Genomic DNA, 19696 nt, shown 5'->3' on the forward strand with positions numbered 1-19696 from the left:
TGTTAGGCTTCTAAATTGCGTACAAATCGATAGTCAGCCGATTGTGATTTTAAGCGATAAAGATTGGCTGGACGCCCGCGTTCTTGGCGTTTTTCTCCTGTATCAATCAATAAATTCGCTTGCTCTAAACGACGGCGAAAGGATTTATTCTGTATTGGTTTGCCAATCAAAACTTCATGGACATGTTGTAGCTCTGCTAAGGTAAAAACTTCAGGTAGGGCAAATCCGGGGACAATCGAATACAATGATTTTTGTTGTAAGCGTTCGCGAGCTTGTAAATAAAGCTGATAATGATCGAAAGACAGTGTCATGCCCTCAATTTCTTCAATTGAAACCCATTTAACGGATTGAACGCTTTCAATGTGTGCTTCGCAGGCTTGGTGGGCGATAAGTGCGGTGTAGCAGACGGTGACTGACCATCCTCGAGGATCTCGCTCGGCGTTTCCTACGGTACATAACTGCTCGATATAAGGCGGGATAACCCCCGTTTTCTCTTTTAGTTTGCGATATACCGTTTCATCTAACGTGGCATCACAATTTTCATCCACGAACCCACCTGGTAATCCCCATTGGCCTTTTTGCGGGTAATTCGCGCGCTCCACGAGCAGCACTTTTAAGGTATTTTCATGATAAGTGAATAATACGGTATCCACAGTGAGCAAAGGCGTTAAATAATCTCGTCGATCATAATTAGATAAAAACTCTTTTTCTGTCATGTGATTAAGATCCTTTCCCCGTTTTTAGTCTTGCGCTAAATCATACGCGAAAATTTATTTAGTGTCATTAGGACATTTAGTTGTTGACTTGTTTGTGTCTATAAGACAATAATAATTTAAGGTCATAAAGACATTAAATGGTTTCAAAGAAATAATCATTGATTTCATAAAGATATTAAGTGAGGTATGCCATGTTAAATTTTAAATATTTCAAATCAGATTCATCAACGTTTGTTATTCAGTCGGTAAATGGTGTCGTTCGTAAGCAGGGTAAAGGGATCAGTTTTTGGTATAACGCGGATAAAACGTCGATTTCAGCGCTGCCATTAAATGCTCAAGAAGCGCCATTTATTTTTAATTTGCAAACAGCCGATTTTCAAAGTTTACGTATTCAAGGGCAGATTTCATTTCTGGTGAAGTTCCCTGAAAAGACGGCGAATGTTTTGAATTTCAACTTAGCTCATGATGGAAAATCCTATTTATCTGAGGATCCGTTAAAGCTTACTGACAGAGTTGTTCGTACGGCCCAAACGTTGATTCAGGCGAAAGTACAAACAACTCCGCTAAAAGAGTCTCTACTGATGGGGCAAATATTGGTGATGTTAGTGACTCAGCAATTGGCAATACAGTCATCGATTGAGTCGTTAGGAATTGAAATTTTAGATGTTTCTATTTCTGGAATTATGCCGTCACCTGAAACTCAAAAAGCCTTAGAAGCACAAGCCAGAGAAGCGATTTTAAAAGAAGCGGATGACGCAATTTATGCACGTCGTAAATTCTCTGTTGAGCAAGAAAGAACGATAAAAGAGGCAGAATTAGAAACTGATTTATCGGTGCAAGCGAAAGAACAACAAATTGAAGAGGCTCGTCTTGATAATGAGCGAACCCTACTTCGTGAGCGTGCTGAAATTGAGCAAGAGGAGCTGATTTCACAGGTGAGTTTAGAAGCCAAGCGTAATGAATTAGTCGCTCTTAGTGCAGAAAATCAGAGAACTCAATCAGATGCGGATGCTTATGCGATTGAGTCTAAAATGAAAGCTTATAGTCAATTGCCAGTAGAGAATTTAAAAGCAATGGCGCTAGCGAAGATGAACCCCGAGCAATTGATGGCAATGGCGTTTGAATCCTTGGCTCAAAACGCCGGCAAAATTGGTGAAATCAACTTCTCGCCAGATTTATTTGGTCAATTGATGAAAAAAGGAGCCAAACAATGAGCCAGCATGATGATGTTCGCTTTGTGTTAGTGATGCGTAAAACACGCATGCAGGAATTAATTGAGCGTTTCAATACCTGGTCGCAAGCAAAATTTTACCTTGAACATAATGATGTTGAAGTGAGTGATTACCTACTTGAACATGATGTGTATCAGCGGCAGTTAATCCAAGCGGAGTCGATTCTCAAAACGATAGGGCGCTTTCAATTACTGGAAAGGAAACTGTTACCTAGCTACCAGTTTTCAGCGCGTGATATCGTGGTGGTCATAGGGCAAGATGGTTTAGTGGCAAATACCCTTAAATATCTTAATGGGCAGCCTGTGATCGCCATAAACCCGGAACCAGCACGCTGGGATGGTAAATTACTACCCTTTGAAATTGGGCAGTTATCCGATGTGGTGACGCGTACACTAAATGGCAAAGTGAATCAAAAATCCGTTACTTTTGCACAAGCAACAACCAACGATGGACAAACGCTATTAGCCGTTAACGACCTATTTATAGGCCCTAAAAGCCATACATCCGCACGATATCGGGTGAAGTGGCAAGAGAAGCAAGAGTTTCAATCATCATCAGGGATTATTGTCTCGACAGGGTTAGGGTCAACGGGATGGTTTCAATCTATAATTGCAGGGGCTCAGGCGATAGCAGGGACTCACTCTCATCCACTATCACAGGGATTCGGTTGGGATGAAAAGCGGTTACAGTTCAGTGTAAGGGAACCTTTTCGTAGTCGAACCACGGGAACAGAATTAGTGTTTGGCACCATTGAGCAAACCACGCCATTACAATTAGAGTCTTTAATGCCTGAAAATGGCGTGATTTTTTCTGATGGTATTGAAGATGATTACTTGAATTTCAATACAGGCTGTATTGCTTCAATTGGGATAGCAGAAACGCAGGGATTATTAATTGGTTAGGTTAAAAAAATCCCCGAATCATCCATCGAGATGTCGGGGATTTTTAATCCGTTTAAAGCGTCAATTAGTGACGTTTTTGACGACGGTTAAGAGTAAATCCGATAATGCCGAATATAGCGACCACACCCCACATCGGCCAGTTACTCCAACGAGCATAAGGGGTTAATCCCGTGGTTGGTGTGACTTTTTCAGCCAGTACCGCATCTTGGAACTGTGGCAGGATACCTTGGATGGAACCATCCGCACTGATGACTGCCGTTACGCCATTGTTGGTAGCGCGTAATAGTGGGCGACCAAGCTCTAATGAGCGCATTCTTGCCATTTGGAAATGCTGCCAAGGACCAATCGATTCACCAAACCAAGCATCATTTGAAATTGTCAGTAAGTAGTCACTGTCAGGTTTGAAGTTATCTCTAACTTGAGTACCCAGAATAATTTCATAGCAAATGGTTGCTGTTAGATGAATATTACCAATCGCTAATTGAGGCTGTTGATAATCTCCACGGCTAAAGCCCGACATTGGTAAATTAAAGAATGGCGCAAGCGGGCGCAGTAAATCTTCCAATGGGACGAACTCACCGAATGGGACTAAGTGATGTTTGTTATAACGATTCTTAGTTGGGTAGAGATACGGTTTTCTATCACCCAGAACAATGATGGAGTTATAGAATACCGAATCACCATTGACCGGTTTTGCATCGACAGTTCCGGTAATTAACCGCGTTTTGGTTTCATTTAGCAGTGTGTCCAGCGCTTTGAGCCACGGCTGATTTTCCAATTCCACCACGGGAATGGCTGACTCAGGCCAAATAATCATATCGGCTTTGCCAATATAAGGGCTGGAAAGCTTGATATAACGATCTTTGGTTTGCTGTAAAAATCCCGCTTCCCATTTCATCGATTGAGGGATATTTCCCTGCACTAACGCGACTTCCATGGTTTTATCATTCAGAGGGGTGAACCACTGAACGTTTTTAGCTAACAGTGGAACCAGCAACAGCGCCGCTGCACAAGCCAGAGGGATAAGATTGCGACGAATGACTGCTAGGACGAGTAAGCCGCTGATGCTAAATAGCAGCAGAGTTATCATTTCAACACCAAAAATTGGCGCTAACGATTTCATCGGCCCATCAATCTGGGTATAACCAAATTGCAGCCATGGGAAGCCAGTCAGTACCCAACCACGCAGAAATTCAGTCACTTGCCACAGGGCGGGTGCCATCAACACTAGACGCCAAACATTGGCATTGGGTGTGAGTTTATTGAGCAGCAGACCAAATAGGCCGGGATACAGTGACAGATAGGCCGCTAGCAAGATAACGATAAATACGTTAACGGCATCCGGCATCCCACCAAAATCGGCGATACTGACATACACCCAGTTGACGCCGCTGCCAAATAAGCCAAATCCCCACGCGAACGCGATAGCAAAAGCTTGCTTGGCGGTTCTGTGTAGGGTTAATAGCTGGAGAAAGAAAATAGAAAGGAGCGCGGCAGGCCAGAAGTCAAAAGGTGAAAAAGCCAGTGTACCACTGGCTCCGAATAGTAAAGCCAGCAGCAGGCGTAGCCACTGGCTTTGATAAGTAGAGGATAAGTTCATTAACTCTGTTCTTCATCCAAAGTAGGCACTGGGGCATCGTCAGGAATTTTCACTTGAAGCAGTAAAATTCGACGGCTATCCGCCATGGAAACTTTAAACTGGTAGTTATCGATGGTAATGGTTTCACCACGGGATGGTAAGTGACCAAAGGCTTGCATCACTAAGCCTCCAACGGTATCTACCTCATCATCACTAAAATGCGTCCCAAAGGCGTCATTAAAGTCTTCGATTTGAGTCAAGGCGCGAACAGAGTACGAATGACGGCTCAGCTGGCGGATATCCACATCATCTTGGTCGTCATACTCGTCTTCAATCTCACCGACGATCAGCTCTAAAATATCTTCAATAGTCACTAAACCAGAGACACCACCAAACTCATCAATAACGATGGCCATGTGGTAACGCTGGGAACGGAATTCTTTGAGTAAGCGGTCTACTCGTTTACTTTCAGGAACAACAACGGCCTGACGTAACACTTTATCAATACTGAATGGTTCTGCGTCGGTACGCATAAATGGCAGTAAATCTTTTGCCATTAATAACCCTTCAATATGATCTTTATCTTCGCTGATAACAGGGAAGCGAGAGTGGGCAGAATCGATGATGACATCGAGGCACTCATCAAGGCTTTGGTTACGTTTTAAGGTAACAATTTGAGAGCGAGGGATCATGATGTCACGTACCCGCTGATCGGCAATATCCATGACGCCTTCCAGCATTTCACGGGTATCCGGGTCAATTAAATCGTTTTGTTCAGAATCACGAATTAATTCGACCAAATCATCACGGTTTTTAGGTTCACCATGGAAAAGTTGGTTTAGCAGTGCAAAAAAACCTTTCTTAGGCCCAGGGGTGTCACTACTCGAAGAGTTATCGTCGCTCATGGCGTTTAATTTATTATTCCTCAGTTAATTAAAAAAATATCGCTAACCCATATTACTTGGGTAGTTAATTGTTTAGCTTAAAACATTTTATTTAGCTATACAATTTATGAGTTAGCGTTGGAAAACTACAGGTTCTGTCAAAAAATTATAGAGATCTCACTCTTTTTCTGCAAGATAGGGATCTGCGTAGCCCATCTCCGCGAGGATCTCGGTTTCTAACCCTTCCATTTCTTCGGCTTCATCATCTTCAATATGGTCATAACCGAGTAAATGTAGGCAACCGTGAACCACCATGTGCGCCCAATGTTCTTCTTCACTTTTTTGCTGCTCGGCGGCTTCTTGCTCCACAACTTGGCGGCAAATAATTAAATCCCCTAACAGCGGAAGTTCCACTTCAGGGGGGGCTTCAAATGGGAATGACAGCACGTTAGTTGGCTTATCTTTTCCACGGTAAGTCAGATTTAATTCATGGCTTTCGGCTTCATCAACAATACGAATAGTGACTTCACTTTCAGCTTGAAATTTAGGTAATACCGCATTGACCCAGCGCTGGAACATCGCTTCAGAGGGTAAACCGTCAGTATTTTCGCTCGCTATTTGTAAATCGAGAATAACATCGCTCATTTAGTGATTTTCCTGCTTTTCAAGCTCACGTTGTTGCTCTTTTTCTTCTTTCAGCTGCTGGCGACGTTTGCTGTCTTGCTCTTCCCATGCTTCATAAGCCATGACAACTTTCGCCACGACAGGGTGACGCACTACGTCTTCGCTATGGAAGAAATTAAAGCTTAAATCATCCACGTTCGATAATACTTCGATGGCGTGTCTTAAACCAGATTTGCTGCCTCTTGGCAAGTCGACCTGAGTGATATCCCCAGTGACAACCGCTTTAGAGTTAAAACCAATACGGGTTAAAAACATTTTCATCTGTTCGATGGTGGTGTTTTGGCTCTCATCTAAAATGATAAACGCATCGTTCAATGTACGACCGCGCATGTAAGCCAGCGGGGCCACTTCAATCACATTACGTTCAATCAGTTTTTCAACTTTTTCAAAACCAAGCATTTCAAACAGTGCGTCGTATAGCGGGCGTAAATAAGGGTCAACTTTCTGGCTTAAATCACCCGGCAAGAAGCCCAATTTTTCGCCTGCTTCAACCGCAGGGCGGGTGAGCAGAATTCGGCGCACTTCTTGGCGTTCTAATGCATCGACAGCTGCCGCAACAGCAAGGTAAGTTTTACCGGTTCCCGCAGGGCCAATTCCAAATGTAATATCGTGATCTAAGATATTGGCAATGTACTGCGCCTGATTTGGGGTACGAGGTTTGATAACCCCGCGCTTGGTCTTGATATTCACGGCTTTACCATAGTCAGGCACGCTTTCTGCGGATTGCTCAAGCACTCGGCTATCGACAATCGCAAGGTGAATATTTTCAGGATCAATATCAGGGATCGCACCGCGGATTGGCGCAGTATCAACGTACAGCTGGCGTAAAATCTTACTGGCAGCTTGAATATTAAGCGCTTTACCGGAAAGCTTAAAACGGTTGTCTCGGCGATTGATTTCAATACCAAGACGACGCTCTAATTGCTTAATATTATCGTCAAATGGTCCGCAAAGGCTCATTAAACGCTGATTATCTGCGGGCTCTAAAAAAATCTCTTGTGTTGCGATTTGCAAAGGTTTGTTATCGGTCACTGAGTATCCTATCTTTAGGGTTGGAAGTTACCAACGCCAAGTTCATCTTCTTTACGGGTACGTGCAATCACGGATTCTGGGGATTCATGAACACGCAGATCCATTTGATCTTCGGTACGAATCACTTTACCGCGTAAAGAGTTGGTATAAACATCGACGATTTCGACATCAACAAATTTACCGATCATGTCCGGGGTGCCTTCAAAGTTCACTACACGGTTATTTTCGGTACGGCCTGAAAGCTCCATCACATTTTTACGTGAGGTACCTTCCACTAAAATACGCTGTACTGTTCCCAGCATGGCACGGCTGAAGCTCATTGCTTGCTGATTAATGCGCTGTTGCAGCAGATACAGACGCTGTTTTTTCTCGTCTTCGCTAACATCATCGGGTAAATCAGCGGCTGGCGTACCCGGACGTGCGGAGTAGACGAAGCTGTAGCTCATATCAAAATTTACGTCAGCAATCAGCTTCATAGTTTTTTCGAAATCATCGTTGGTTTCCCCTGGGAAGCCAACAATAAAGTCGGAGCTGATCAGAATACCTGGGCGCGCTTCGCGTAATTTACGAATAATCGCCTTATATTCCAATGCAGTATGCGCACGTTTCATCATGGTTAGCACGCGGTCAGAACCACTTTGTACTGGTAAGTGTAAGAAACTCACTAGTTCAGGTGTATCGCGATACACTTCGATGATGTCATCGGTAAATTCAATTGGGTGACTAGTGGTGAAGCGTACGCGGTCAATGCCGTCGATAGAGGCCACTAAACGTAATAATTCGGCGAATGAACAGATTTCACCGTCGAATGTCTCACCACGGTAGGCGTTAACGTTTTGACCCAGTAAGTTAACTTCACGCACGCCTTGCGCTGCTAACTGTGCAATTTCAAACAGGATGTCGTCACAAGGGCGGCTAACTTCTTCGCCGCGAGTGTATGGCACAACGCAGAAAGTACAGTATTTGTTGCAGCCTTCCATGATAGAAACGAACGCGCTTGGGCCTTCAGCGCGTGGCTCAGGTAAGCGGTCGAATTTTTCAATTTCAGGGAAGCTGATATCAATAATTGGGCTGCGATTACCTTGAATTTGGTTAATCATTTCCGGTAAACGGTGCAGAGTTTGCGGGCCGAAAACGATATCAACGCAAGGTGCGCGCTGGCGAATAAAATCACCTTCTTGTGATGCGACGCAGCCGCCGACACCAATGATGATGTCAGGATTTTTGTCTTTGAAGAATTTCCAACGACCAAGCTGGTGAAACACCTTTTCTTGGGCTTTTTCGCGGATAGAACAAGTGTTTAATAACAACAGATCTGCTTCTTCAGCAATCTCAGTCAGTTGATAGCCGTGGGTGCTTTCTAATAAAGAGACCATTTTAGATGAATCGTATTCGTTCATCTGGCAGCCCCAAGTTTTCATATATAACTTTTTATTTGTCGACATGTCGTGTATCCGGTGTTTTCGAGATCTAAAATAGGGACTTCGAAACGCGTTGTAAATCCAAAGTCCTACCCTATGATGATGGGGAAATTCACCGCATTTTGATTAAGAACAGCGTTCTGTATTGGATTAAATGCAAAAATTACCCAGTAATAACATGCTAAAATAATATCATCACCAAATACTTAAGGGCAGGCTATTTGCCTATTGTTTTAAAGATTGACGAGTATTGTATTCATTTGAGGCACCAGTGACCAGAGCCCGAGCGTAGATATTGCCAGCGGGGGTGAGAATTTTTCGGTATACTAAATAAATCAAACAGTTAATAGTAGCTATCATGATGAATAAACTAACTGAATTTTATGATGTTGTTGTGGTTGGCGCGGGAATGACCGGCGCGGCCGCAGCATTAGGCTTTGCCCAAGAAGGGATGAAAGTGGCTTTACTTGAGAAAGCCCAGCCTACCGAGTTTGATGCAAGCAGTACGCCAGATGTGCGTATCTCAGCCATCAGTAGTGCCTCTATTGAATTGCTAAAGCAATTAGGGGCATGGAAACATGTAGAAGCGATGCGCAGCGCGCCTTATCGGGAATTAGAAACCTGGGAAGAACCTGGCAGCAATGTGATTTTTGATGCCAAAAGTTTAGGCTTACCAGAGCTTGGCTTTATGGTGGAAAACCGTGTTTTACAGTTGGCATTGTGGCGAGAGTGCGAACAGTACAGCAACCTTGAGTTAGTCTGCCCAGCCACGTTGGTAAACTTGTATCAACCCCATGGGCAAAAACACTGGATGGTTGAGCTGGAAGATGGGCGCGTTCTGGAAACTAAATTGGTGGTTGGCGCAGATGGTGCTAACTCTCAAGTGCGTAAAATGGCAGGTATTGGAAGCAGGGGCTGGCAATATCGTCAATCTTGCATGCTGATTACTATCCAAACGGATACGCCGCAGCAAGAGAGAACGTGGCAACAGTTTTTCCCTTCAGGCCCACGAGCATTTCTACCGCTGTATGATAACTGGGCGTCCCTCGTATGGTATGACAGCCCTGCCAAAATTCGCCGTTTGCAAAGTATGTCTATGGAGCAACTTACTGGCGCTATCTCGGAAGCGTTCCCTGAGCGACTAGGTGCAGTAAAAGCCATCGCATCGGGCGCATTTCCTTTAACTCGTCACCATGCAAGCCGCTATGTGATGGATGGCTTGGTGCTGATTGGTGATGCTGCGCATACCATCAATCCGTTAGCGGGTCAGGGGGTTAACCTCGGTTATCGCGATGTGGATGTGTTATTGAAGATCATTTACCAAGCGCGTGAGTGTGTTGAGGCATGGGAATCTTTGGATGTGCTTAAGCGCTATCAGCGCCGCCGTTTACCCGACAATCTAGTGATGCAGGCGGGGATGGATATTTTCTATATGGCTTTTAGCGAGAATTTACCAGGCTTGAAAATGCTGAGAAACTTTGGCTTGATGACCGCGCAACGTGCGGGGGAGGCGAAAAAATTAGCACTGAAATATGCGCTGGGGCTATAGCCTAATCCATTGATGGTATTAACCTACCTATCGTTATTTGTTACCCAGATAAGCTTCTGGGTAACTTCCTCATGATTACTCTTCTGTATTTACATCTTGTTCTTGCATATTTAATAGCGGGATCCCGTATTTTTCTCCCCACTCTTGTAGAGCATTAATCACCGTACTTAAAGATTCACCTGCGGGGGTCATTGAGTACTCGACTTTGGGCGGCACTTCAGGATAGACATGTCGAGTAATTAGCCCGTCGCTTTCGAGTTCTCGTAATTGTTTGGTCAGCATGCGTGGCGTAATGAAAACTAATTTCCTTTTTATTTCATTAAATCGCAGTGTTTTTCCCTGTAAATGATACAGGATCACGCCTTTCCCTTTTCCTCCCATTAGCTCTAATGAGGCTTCAACAGGGCATCCATCATAGGTGTAGTTTGTATAACGTCTTTTTTTGACAGTATCCATTTGTATAGTATGTGCCATTATTGTGCGTACTTGTTAGTTTATACTTTTAACATTAGGATGTTCAAAATTCAATACAGTTTATTTAACTTAGAGGATCTAATGAGCTTAATTAATGTTTTAAATACCCGTTATGCAACGAAAAATTTTGACCCGAATAAAACGATTTCTGATGAAACGCTGACTGAGATAAAAGCGTTACTTCAATTAAGCCCTTCGAGTGTCAATGTGCAACCTTGGCATTTCTTGATAGTAAGTAGCCCTGAAGCAAAACAAAAAATTGTCAATGCGACGGCAGGCGGATACTCATTCAATGAGGAAAAAATTCGCAATGCATCCCATGTGATTGTGATGTGTGGAAAAACAGAGTTGCCTGAGGATTATTTACTGCATCTTTTAGACCTCGAAGATGAAGAAGGGCGATATCTGAAAAGCGAATTTAAAGAGCAGAATCATATGGCTCGTTCATTTTTTGTGAATTTACATAAGAATGAATTGAAGGATTTGTCGCATTGGGTAGAAAAACAAGTTTACTTGAATATGGGGGCATTATTATTGGGCGCAGCAGTTTTAGGGGTTGATGCGTTACCAATGGAAGGTCTAGATTTTTCAATTCTTAATGACGAATTCGATTTAAATGAGAAAGGGCTAAGTGCGGTGACGGTGGTTGCGCTTGGTTATAAAACCGAAGACGATTTTAATTCTGCTTTACCGAAAGTGCGCCTTCCATTGAATGAAGTCGTGACTGAGCTTTAATCTTTAGGATAAAAAATAAGCCGCGATTGCGGCTTATTTTCTTTGTAGCGGTAATAGATTACTTATTATTTGCGATATCGACAGAAGTCGTTGGCTGCACGACATCTTCTTCGGTGATGATCGAATCTAAAGATTCACCTTTGGATGAAAATGCATGAGCCAGTTTTTCGGTATCTAACTCTTTTTCCCAACGCGCAACCACGATACATGCACAGGCGTTACCGACTAAGTTGGTCAGCGCACGGCACTCAGACATAAAGCGGTCGATACCCAGAATCAGTGCCATACCTGCAACTGGAATGCTTGGTACAACCATCAGCGTTGCCGCTAAGGTAATGAAGCCTGCACCGGTTACACCCGCCGCACCTTTAGAGCTGATCATCGCAACTAACAGCAGGGAAATTTGCTCCCAAAGTGTTAATTCAATATTGGTCGCTTGAGCAATAAACAGCGCCGCCATCGTCATGTAGATGTTGGTGCCATCGAGGTTAAATGAATAACCGGTAGGGATCACTAAACCTACGACGGATTTTTCGCAACCAGCGTGCTCCATCTTTCTCATTAAGCTTGGTAATGCCGCTTCAGAAGAAGAGGTACCCAGCACTAACCATAATTCATCTTTGATGTATTTGATCAGCTCAATAATCGAGAAGCCGTTATATTTTGCCACTGCGCCCAGCACCACCAAAATGAACAGCAGTGAGGTGATGTAGAACGTCATGATCAGCATCATTAAGTTGCCGATAGACGAAATGCCATATTTACCAATGGTAAATGCCATCGCACCGAATGCGCCGATAGGTGCCAGTTTCATCAACATAGCAACCATTTTGAACACAGGCTCAGAGAAGTTTTGCAGCAGTTTAACGATAGGCTCACCATGTTTACCTGTCGCTGCTAGCGCTAAACCAAAAATTACCGAAATAAACAGGACTTGCAGAATGTTTCCGTTCACCAATGGGCTAATAACGGTGTCAGGAATAATGTTCATGAAGAAGCCAACGATGGAAGATTCGTGTGCTTTTTCAACATAGCCTGCCACTTTGGCATTATCTAAGGTTGCAGGGTCGATATTCAGTCCAGAACCAGGCTGGATGATGTTAGCGACGATTAAACCAATAATCAGTGCGACAGTTGAGAATGTGATGAAGTACAGCATTGCTTTACCTGCAACGCTACCAACCGCTCTCATGTTGGTCATGCCTGAAATACCAGTCACAACCGTTAAGAAAATGACTGGGGCAATAATCATTTTCACGATTTTAATAAACGCATCACCCAACGGTTTTAATGACTCTCCGATGTCTGGGAAAAAATGCCCAAGGGCAATACCAAGAGTGATGGCGACGATGACCTGCACATATAAAATTTTATATAGTGGTTGTTTTATTATGTTTCGCATAAGTTTTCTCTGTAAAAATATTGTGTTAGAGCAATTATAATTATTGGTTTTTTACAACTGAGTTGAGATGGATTGGAAAGTTGGACTGATAATTTAAGACGAAAGGGGGCTTACGTATTACTAATCTAATCTAACTACAATTCGCCGCAAGATTACCACTTTATTTGGTTACATGAAAATGACTGACATCACACTTCCGATACAAAGGTTGCGTAAAGGTAAATGGGATGTATTAAATGTTTTTTTAAAAGGTTAAAAGAAAATTTAAAGGCAGGATGATAGTTTTAAAAAGCATTAAATAATTAAAATATTAAGTTTATTTACTTTATGTTTTAAATTGTTTTGATAGAGATTTTTTGATGATGAACGCAGAAGAGGATGGCTGGGGTACCAGGATTCGAACCTGGGGATGCCAGGATCAAAACCTGGTGCCTTACCGCTTGGCGATACCCCAACAAAAAAAGAAATGGTGGCTATGACGGGATTCGAACCTGTGACCCCAACATTATGAGTGTTGTGCTCTAACCAGCTGAGCTACATAGCCATTGATATTTCTTTACTGTTTGATTTTACTGCTTGGAAGGATAATAGATGGCTGGGGTACCAGGATTCGAACCTGGGGATGCCAGGATCAAAACCTGGTGCCTTACCGCTTGGCGATACCCCATCCGAGAATATCTATTATTAATTCTGAGTAACTTAATTGCCTTTAAGATGGCTGGGGTACCAGGATTCGAACCTGGGGATGCCAGGATCAAAACCTGGTGCCTTACCGCTTGGCGATACCCCAATCTTAAATTCAATTTTAACCGAGAAGGAAAATGGTGCGGGAGACAAGACTTGAACTTGCACACCTTGCGGCGCCAGAACCTAAATCTGGTGCGTCTACCAATTTCGCCACTCCCGCAAATAAATGGTGGCTATGACGGGATTCGAACCTGTGACCCCAACATTATGAGTGTTGTGCTCTAACCAGCTGAGCTACATAGCCATCTTTTTTTGCTTAACCTTCATCGGCGTTGCGGGGCGCATTATGCTAATTACAGGCAAGACAGTCAACAGCTTTTTGCACTATTTTTTAGAAAATGCGTCTGTTTGTTTGATGAATAATCATTTTGTCGATAAAGCCAGCAAAAAACAACCCTGAATTTGAAAAAATGTGATTTGTTATTATTAAGATGGTTGAAAATCACACAGGAATTTATTGCGCTATTTTTCTGTTTACCGATAAAAAGAGCGCAAAGTTAACTTTCTAATAATCTTTGGAGCAATTCGCCGTTCAACATGGCGCGTTTTGTCAGCGCAAATGCACCAATTGCTGAATTATGAACCAGTTGCGAGGTAACAATCGGTAAGTTTTCACGGAAACCTTTTAAAGCTTGGGTATCAATGCAGCTTTGAATGGCGGGTAATAGAACCTGCTCAGCTTCAGTGATGTCTCCAGCGATCACCACTTTTTCAGGATTAAACAAGTTAATGGTGATAGCGATAGCTTTACCAATTTGGCGTCCGACGTGCTGGATAACCTCGGTTGCCAGTGGGTCACCTTTATTTGCAGCTTGGCAAATAGGGATAATTGAACTGGTTTCAGGGGTTAATTGGCTTGCATAGCCCTGTTCTAAGCGCTGTTTTACACGAGCTTCAATGGCTTGGTTGGAGGCGATGGTTTCTAAACAACCAAAATTACCGCAATGGCAAAGGTCGCCTAGTGGGTCAACTTGGATGTGCCCAATCTCACCAAGATTACCTCGGTGGTTAAGCAGTATCTCTTTATTAACGACTAAACCGGCTCCAGCGCCTCTGTGGATACGTACAAGAAGCGAATCCTCACAATCCTGGGTGGCACCGAAATAGCTCTCAGCGAGGGCTAGGCTGCGAATATCGTGCCCAACATAACAGGTGAGATTGAAATGCTGTTGTAGGTTATCAATCAACTGCCAGTTATCCACTTTAATGTGTGGCATATAGTGGACAATGCCTGAATGCGGATTGACCAGTCCTGGCAATATCACCGAAATCGCAATCAGCTCACGGATGCGTCTCTGGTGCAGCGAGATAAAATCTTCAAGTGCAGCAATCAACTTCTGTTCGACGATTTGCTGGGTGGGTTCTGTAATAGGGTAGTGACCATCTGCCAGCATTTTACCGCTAAGATCATAAAGAGCGATAGTGGCATCGTAACGCCCTAAGCGCACGCCGATGGTGTGGAAATGTTTGTATTCGGAGACGATGGAGATAGCGCGACGGCCTCCGGTGGAGGCCTGCTGGTCTACTTCTTTGATTAAACCACGTTCAAGTAACTGACGAGTGATCTTAGTGACACTCGCTGGTGCAAGTTGGCTCTGTTCCGCTATCTGAATTCTTGATATCGGACCTTGTTGATCAATCAGGCTGTAAACGACAGCACTGTTGAGTTGTTTTACGAGATCAATATTACCAATTTGCTTTAGCGAGTGGCTTTGATTCATCAGCTAGTTACTCATTTTTATAGACTTCCTCACCGTTTACATAAGTTGAAAGGACTTGGAAGTCTTGGTTAAAGGCAGTCAAGTTAGCCGTTTTACCGGCTTCGATGGAACCTAATGTTGCCTCTACCCCAATGGCTCTCGCTGGGTAAAGGGTGGCCATTCTCAATGTTTCATCCAGAGGAATGCCAACGTGTTCAACACTATTTTTCACCGCGTTAATCATGGTCAGAGAAGAGCCGCTCAGTGTGCCATTTTCATCGACACATAATCCATTTCGGTAGTATATGGTTTTACCTGCGAAGATAAAATGATCCATTACACCTGTTTGGGGATCAATTCCCGCTGGCGCAGTTGCATCGGTGACTAAAACCAGTTTATCCCCTTTGAGTTGTTTACTATTGCGGATATTGGCCCATTGAACATGTAAACCATCCGCGATAATGCCTGCATAGACTTCTGGGGTATCGTAAATTGCGCCAACCAGACCAGGGCCGCGGCCAGAAATATACGGCATTGCGTTGAATAGGTGGGTCGATGCACGAATACCAGAGCGGAAACCTTGACGCGCTTCTTCATAGGTCGCATTGGAGTGACCTGCTGAAACCACAATGCCAGCTTCGGTGAGCTGGTGGATAAAGCGTTGCTCAACAATTTCAGGTGCGAGCGTGATCATGCTAATTGCGTCTGCATGTGCAGCTAAGTAATCCATCATCTCGACTGATGGCTTACGGATAAATTCTGGGTTATGAGTCCCTTTTTTAATCAAATTAATGTAAGGGCCTTCAATATGTAAACCAAGCGCTTGGTTTTTATTGCGTTTCAGATATTCAGTCATGACATCAACGCCATGCTTCATCAGTTCATCTGAACAGGTAATGAGTGTCGGCAGAAAGCTAGTACATCCCGCACGCTCATTGGCTTTTTGCATGATTTCGAGGTTTTTCAATGTGACGTTTTCTTCGTTGTCATTGAATTGCACGCCGCCACAGCCATTAACTTGGAGATCGATAAAGCCAGCCGATAGAGTGGCACCTTTTAAATCTCTACGTTCGATATCGTGAACGAGTTCGGATTCTGGGCACACCGCTTTGATGATTTCGCCATCAATAATGACTGCGTGGTTATCCAGTCTTTCGTGACCTGTAAAAATAATGCAATTAGTTAATGCGTACATAGCGTAAAACTCCTGACCGCGAGTAAAATGGGTCACCGACCCGCATCAGCATGGCGGGTCGGGTGTTCGATACTCTATTTATTTTAGGCGTTTTTAGAGACGCTAAAATAAGGTTGAGCATAAATTAATTAAATTGCTCAATATTCGAACATTCTAATTGTTTGAAATATTTGAGCGTTTTGACTTTCAATTCTAATGTTGCAGGCTCATCACAGACAATCAATGCCTTTGGATGTAGCTGCACGCAGCTGATTGTCCATAAGTGGTTAACAGAACCTTCTACCGCAGCGTGAACGGCATCAGCTTTGTTTGCACCCGTCGCTAATACCATCAGTTCTTTCGAATCTAATAAAGTAGCAACACCCACAGTTAATGCATATTTAGGAACTTGATTAATATCGTTATCAAAGAAACGGGAGTTAGCTTGGCGAGTTTCTGGCGTCAGCGTTTTGATTCGCGTTCTCGAACTTAAAGAAGAACCAGGTTCATTAAACGCAATATGACCATCATTACCTACACCACCCATAAACAGGTTGATTTGACCGTAGGATTTGATTTTATCTTCATAACGTTGACATTCAGCGTCGACATCGGGGGCATTACCATTGAGTAAATTGATGTTTTCGGCTTGGATATCAATGTAATTGAAAAAGTTTTGGTGCATAAACGTGTGGTAACTTTGTGGATGATCTTTTGGAATACCAATGTATTCATCCATATTAAATGTCACGACATGCTTAAAGCTGACTTTACCTGCTTTATATAAGGCAATTAATTCTTTGTAGGTGGCAAGTGGAGTTCCGCCAGTCGGTAAGCCTAGAACGAAAGGGCGTTCAGCTGTCGGATTAAATGCGTTGATTTTATCAGCGATGTACTGTGCGGACCATACGCCAACATCATGAGCATTATTTAATGGGATAAGCCTCATGTACTTTTACCTCTAGTGTTTCTTTCAATTTATACTTGTAGGACCCCAAATCTCAACTGTGTTGATCATTTTCAACATATTCTTATGACTGAGGTACTTGGAGTATATACAGCAAATCATATAAAAAACTTATTTTTAATCATAAAATAAGTTTTCGAGAATAGCTACTAATTTAGTCAATATTAGGTTTCTTTCGTTGACATTTATCACAGTTTCTAGCTATTTATTTTGTATCGCGAAAGAATTCATCTATTCTATGAATTGCTATAATTAAGCGACTTCGGATATATTTCCGATGCGTGAAAATAAGATCCTGAAATGGGACAAAAATAGAGCGATACAAAGGGGGAGTTTGTGAATATTCTTAGCTACTTACAGCGGATTGGTAGGGCGCTTATGGTGCCTGTCGCCGTATTACCAGCCGCCGCAATCCTAATGGGGATTGGTTATTGGATTGACCCAGATGGTTGGGGTGCCAATAGCGCAATCGCTGCGTTACTGATCAAATCCGGTGCTGCCATCATCGACAACATGTCCGTGTTGTTTGCGATTGGTGTTGCGTACGGAATGTCTAAAGATAAAGATGGTGCTGCTGCATTAACCGGTTTTGTCGGCTTCTTAGTGGTGACAACACTGTGTTCACCTGCGTCCTACTCAATGATTATGAGCGTGCCAGTGGAATCCGTCCCGGCTGCGTTCAATAAAATCAATAACCAGTTCGTGGGTATCCTCGTTGGGGTTCTCTCTGCTGAACTTTACAACCGCTACAGTGGCGTCGAGCTACCAAAAGCGTTGTCATTCTTCAGTGGTCGTCGCCTCGTTCCGATTTTAACCTCATTCCTGATGATCATCCTGGCATTCATTCTGATGTATGTTTGGCCGGTGGTGTATAACGGATTAGTTTCTTTCGGTGAAAGCATCAAAGATATGGGGTCGGTGGGTGCAGGTATCTACGCATTCTTTAACCGTTTATTAATTCCTGTTGGGTTACACCACGCACTGAACTCCGTATTCTGGTTCGATGTGGCAGGAATCAATGATATTCCTAACTTCTTAGGTGGCGCGAAGTCCATCGAAGCAGGTCTGGCAACGGTTGGGATAACAGGTCGCTACCAAGCGGGCTTCTTCCCTATTATGATGTTCGGTCTGCCAGGTGCGGCTCTGGCTATCTATCACTGTGCACGTCCAGAAAATAAAGCCAAAGTAGCTGGTATCATGATTGCAGGTGCGTTTGCTGCATTCTTTACTGGGATTACTGAACCGCTTGAATTCTCATTTATGTTCGTTGCGCCAGTACTGTATGTGATCCACGCATTATTGACCGGTATCTCTGTCTATATCGCGGCAACAATGGAATGGATTTCAGGCTTCGGCTTCAGCGCGGGGCTGGTGGATATGTTCTTACAGACACGTAACCCACTCGCAACTCACTGGTACATGTTGATTGTTCAAGGCTTAGTCTTCTTCTGCATCTACTACGTGATTTTCCGGTTCATGATCCGCAAATTCAACCTGTTAACGCCAGGTCGTGAAGTTAGCGCGGGTGATGAAACTGTTGATGGCTATGACGAAAACGTCAGCGATGCACACAGCGATGAAAGCGAGATCCAAAAAGAAGCTCGTCAGTATATTGCAGCGGTAGGTGGTAGCGACAACATCGTTAACATCGACGCTTGTATCACGCGTTTACGTTTAGGCGTAAAAGATTCAGCGGTAGTCAACGACCCACTAGCTAAACGTATTGGTGCATCTGGTGTGATCCGCCTGAACAAGCAAAACGTGCAAGTGATTGTGGGAACTCGCGCCGAATTAATTGCTAAAGCAATGACGGAAGTGATGGCAAAAGGCCCTATTGCGGCATCTGCGCCAGCTGCTGCTCCAGAAAAAAGCCAGCAAGCGGCACCAGAAAAAGCAAAAGGTAACGCTGTTCTGTCGTTAATCGCTCCAGTTAGTGGTGAGGTTTACTCACTGGATCAGGTTCCTGATGAAGCGTTCTCTAGCCGTATTGTCGGTGATGGTATTGCTATCAAACCAACCAGTAGTGAAGTGGTGGCACCAGCCGCAGGGACAATTGTGAAAATTTTCCCAACTAACCATGCATTCTGCCTCGAAACCGCGAACGGCGTTGAACTGATTGTGCATATGGGGATTGATACCGTTGCATTAAATGGTGAAGGCTGTGAGCGTTTAGTTGAAGAGGGTGCTGAAGTTGAAGCGGGTACACCGATTCTGAAACTCGACCTGCCATTCCTTGAAGCGAATGCAAAATCAATGATTAGTCCTGTTATCATCAGTAACATTGATGATTTCGCTGGCGTTGAAATTTTAGCGAAAGGTCAGGTTATTGCAGGTGAGACCATTATTTATCACGTATTAAAATAATCTACGTATAGATAGAAAATACTGAGCAGTACCTAGGAAATGCCAGCTTAATCAGCTGGCATTTTTTTATCTAAATTATACGTAATTAATATCCAAAGCATTAATTCCCCAAGTCTTAACATCCAAGGCATTAA

General features: G+C 43.5%; 16 protein-coding genes and 6 tRNA genes. 5 read left to right on the forward strand and 17 right to left on the reverse strand.

The features are described from left to right. Positions 1–2: 2 nt before the first annotated feature. Positions 3–716: an NUDIX hydrolase gene (locus tag LDO73_RS04705; protein ID WP_224060421.1), complete on the reverse strand. Its 714-nt coding sequence runs from the start codon at positions 714–716 to the stop codon at positions 3–5. A gap of 191 nt (positions 717–907) precedes the next feature. Here LDO73_RS04705 and LDO73_RS04710 point away from each other — a divergent pair, with 191 nt between their 5' ends. Further along, complete coding sequence (locus LDO73_RS04710) at positions 908–1930, forward strand: SPFH domain-containing protein (RefSeq protein WP_224060422.1); 1023 nt, start codon at positions 908–910, stop codon at positions 1928–1930. Beyond that, the gene (locus LDO73_RS04715; RefSeq protein WP_224060423.1) at positions 1927–2850 is read left to right on the forward strand and encodes a sugar kinase; all 924 of its coding nucleotides are present in this window, start codon (positions 1927–1929) and stop codon (positions 2848–2850) included. Before LDO73_RS04710 ends, LDO73_RS04715 begins: the two co-directional genes overlap by 4 nt. A 64-nt stretch (positions 2851–2914) precedes the next feature. On the opposite strand, the gene lnt is transcribed toward LDO73_RS04715, so the two are convergent. The 5 genes from lnt to miaB all read right to left on the reverse strand — a co-directional run bounded on the left by lnt (position 2915) and on the right by miaB (position 8474). After that, the gene (gene lnt, locus LDO73_RS04720) at positions 2915–4450 is read right to left on the reverse strand and encodes an apolipoprotein N-acyltransferase (RefSeq protein ID WP_224060424.1); all 1536 of its coding nucleotides are present in this window, start codon (positions 4448–4450) and stop codon (positions 2915–2917) included. Then, complete coding sequence (gene corC / locus LDO73_RS04725) at positions 4450–5334, reverse strand: CNNM family magnesium/cobalt transport protein CorC (RefSeq protein ID WP_036947644.1); 885 nt, start codon at positions 5332–5334, stop codon at positions 4450–4452. The genes lnt and corC overlap by 1 nt, the downstream gene beginning before the upstream one ends. A gap of 156 nt (positions 5335–5490) precedes the next feature. Then, positions 5491–5958: an rRNA maturation RNase YbeY gene (ybeY, locus tag LDO73_RS04730; RefSeq protein WP_132494232.1), complete on the reverse strand. Its 468-nt coding sequence runs from the start codon at positions 5956–5958 to the stop codon at positions 5491–5493. Continuing rightward, entirely contained in the window at positions 5959–6957 is a 999-nt protein-coding gene (locus LDO73_RS04735; RefSeq protein WP_224061132.1) for a PhoH family protein, read from the reverse strand. An 86-nt stretch (positions 6958–7043) separates the two neighbouring features. Continuing rightward, entirely contained in the window at positions 7044–8474 is a 1431-nt protein-coding gene (gene miaB / locus LDO73_RS04740; protein WP_224060425.1) for a tRNA (N6-isopentenyl adenosine(37)-C2)-methylthiotransferase MiaB, read from the reverse strand. A 337-nt stretch (positions 8475–8811) separates the two neighbouring features. On the opposite strand from miaB, the gene ubiF reads away from it, so the two are divergent. Continuing rightward, the gene (gene ubiF, locus LDO73_RS04745; protein WP_224061133.1) at positions 8812–9999 is read left to right on the forward strand and encodes a 3-demethoxyubiquinol 3-hydroxylase; all 1188 of its coding nucleotides are present in this window, start codon (positions 8812–8814) and stop codon (positions 9997–9999) included. Positions 10000–10074: 75 nt separating this feature from the next. Here ubiF and LDO73_RS04750 read toward each other — a convergent pair whose 3' ends face one another. Continuing rightward, complete coding sequence (locus LDO73_RS04750; RefSeq protein ID WP_224060427.1) at positions 10075–10455, reverse strand: winged helix-turn-helix transcriptional regulator; 381 nt, start codon at positions 10453–10455, stop codon at positions 10075–10077. 99 nt (positions 10456–10554) lie between these two features. Between LDO73_RS04750 and nfsB the strand changes: the two genes are divergently transcribed. Next, positions 10555–11208: an oxygen-insensitive NAD(P)H nitroreductase gene (nfsB, locus tag LDO73_RS04755; protein WP_224060429.1), complete on the forward strand. Its 654-nt coding sequence runs from the start codon at positions 10555–10557 to the stop codon at positions 11206–11208. A 58-nt stretch (positions 11209–11266) separates the two neighbouring features. On the opposite strand, the gene LDO73_RS04760 is transcribed toward nfsB, so the two are convergent. The 10 genes from LDO73_RS04760 to nagB all read right to left on the reverse strand — a co-directional run bounded on the left by LDO73_RS04760 (position 11267) and on the right by nagB (position 17180). Then, complete coding sequence (locus tag LDO73_RS04760; protein ID WP_224060431.1) at positions 11267–12610, reverse strand: dicarboxylate/amino acid:cation symporter; 1344 nt, start codon at positions 12608–12610, stop codon at positions 11267–11269. Positions 12611–12989: 379 nt separating this feature from the next. Then, positions 12990–13064: transfer RNA gene (locus LDO73_RS04765), tRNA-Gln, on the reverse strand. Between the two features lie 13 nt (positions 13065–13077). After that, a tRNA-Met gene (locus LDO73_RS04770) sits at positions 13078–13154 on the reverse strand. 48 nt (positions 13155–13202) lie between these two features. Further along, positions 13203–13277, reverse strand: a tRNA-Gln gene (locus tag LDO73_RS04775). Between the two features lie 48 nt (positions 13278–13325). Continuing rightward, a tRNA-Gln gene (locus tag LDO73_RS04780) sits at positions 13326–13400 on the reverse strand. A 32-nt stretch (positions 13401–13432) separates the two neighbouring features. Then, positions 13433–13517: transfer RNA gene (locus LDO73_RS04785), tRNA-Leu, on the reverse strand. 7 nt (positions 13518–13524) lie between these two features. Beyond that, a tRNA-Met gene (locus LDO73_RS04790) sits at positions 13525–13601 on the reverse strand. 253 nt (positions 13602–13854) lie between these two features. Further along, positions 13855–15078 carry a DNA-binding transcriptional regulator NagC gene (gene nagC / locus LDO73_RS04795; RefSeq protein WP_224060432.1) on the reverse strand — a complete coding sequence of 408 codons (1224 nt, stop codon included), beginning with the start codon at positions 15076–15078 and terminating at the stop codon, positions 13855–13857. Positions 15079–15085: 7 nt separating this feature from the next. After that, positions 15086–16252 (reverse strand): N-acetylglucosamine-6-phosphate deacetylase, encoded by a 1167-nt coding sequence (nagA, locus tag LDO73_RS04800; protein ID WP_224060433.1) that lies wholly within the window; start codon positions 16250–16252, stop codon positions 15086–15088. Between the two features lie 124 nt (positions 16253–16376). Beyond that, positions 16377–17180 carry a glucosamine-6-phosphate deaminase gene (gene nagB, locus LDO73_RS04805; protein ID WP_224060434.1) on the reverse strand — a complete coding sequence of 268 codons (804 nt, stop codon included), beginning with the start codon at positions 17178–17180 and terminating at the stop codon, positions 16377–16379. Positions 17181–17534: 354 nt separating this feature from the next. On the opposite strand from nagB, the gene nagE reads away from it, so the two are divergent. Beyond that, positions 17535–19562: an N-acetylglucosamine-specific PTS transporter subunit IIBC gene (gene nagE / locus LDO73_RS04810; protein WP_224060435.1), complete on the forward strand. Its 2028-nt coding sequence runs from the start codon at positions 17535–17537 to the stop codon at positions 19560–19562. The last annotated feature ends 134 nt before the right edge of the window (positions 19563–19696 follow it).

It is taken from the genome of Providencia alcalifaciens (assembly GCF_915403165.1).
Classification (GTDB): Bacteria; Pseudomonadota; Gammaproteobacteria; order Enterobacterales; family Enterobacteriaceae; genus Providencia; species Providencia alcalifaciens_C.

What these genes read in the sequence shown, in the direction of transcription:
- LDO73_RS04705 (WP_224060421.1), bottom strand. Translation starts at nt 716, where the DNA reads ATGACAGAAAAAGAGTTTTTATCTAATTATGATCGACGAGATTATTTA.
- LDO73_RS04710 (WP_224060422.1), top strand. Translation starts at nt 908, where the DNA reads ATGTTAAATTTTAAATATTTCAAATCAGATTCATCAACGTTTGTTATT.
- LDO73_RS04715 (WP_224060423.1), top strand. Translation starts at nt 1,927, where the DNA reads ATGAGCCAGCATGATGATGTTCGCTTTGTGTTAGTGATGCGTAAAACA.
- lnt (WP_224060424.1), bottom strand. Translation starts at nt 4,450, where the DNA reads ATGAACTTATCCTCTACTTATCAAAGCCAGTGGCTACGCCTGCTGCTG.
- corC (WP_036947644.1), bottom strand. Translation starts at nt 5,334, where the DNA reads ATGAGCGACGATAACTCTTCGAGTAGTGACACCCCTGGGCCTAAGAAA.
- ybeY (WP_132494232.1), bottom strand. Translation starts at nt 5,958, where the DNA reads ATGAGCGATGTTATTCTCGATTTACAAATAGCGAGCGAAAATACTGAC.
- LDO73_RS04735 (WP_224061132.1), bottom strand. Translation starts at nt 6,957, where the DNA reads ATGAGCCTTTGCGGACCATTTGACGATAATATTAAGCAATTAGAGCGT.
- miaB (WP_224060425.1), bottom strand. Translation starts at nt 8,474, where the DNA reads ATGTCGACAAATAAAAAGTTATATATGAAAACTTGGGGCTGCCAGATG.
- ubiF (WP_224061133.1), top strand. Translation starts at nt 8,812, where the DNA reads ATGAATAAACTAACTGAATTTTATGATGTTGTTGTGGTTGGCGCGGGA.
- LDO73_RS04750 (WP_224060427.1), bottom strand. Translation starts at nt 10,455, where the DNA reads ATGGATACTGTCAAAAAAAGACGTTATACAAACTACACCTATGATGGA.
- nfsB (WP_224060429.1), top strand. Translation starts at nt 10,555, where the DNA reads ATGAGCTTAATTAATGTTTTAAATACCCGTTATGCAACGAAAAATTTT.
- LDO73_RS04760 (WP_224060431.1), bottom strand. Translation starts at nt 12,610, where the DNA reads ATGCGAAACATAATAAAACAACCACTATATAAAATTTTATATGTGCAG.
- nagC (WP_224060432.1), bottom strand. Translation starts at nt 15,078, where the DNA reads ATGAATCAAAGCCACTCGCTAAAGCAAATTGGTAATATTGATCTCGTA.
- nagA (WP_224060433.1), bottom strand. Translation starts at nt 16,252, where the DNA reads ATGTACGCATTAACTAATTGCATTATTTTTACAGGTCACGAAAGACTG.
- nagB (WP_224060434.1), bottom strand. Translation starts at nt 17,180, where the DNA reads ATGAGGCTTATCCCATTAAATAATGCTCATGATGTTGGCGTATGGTCC.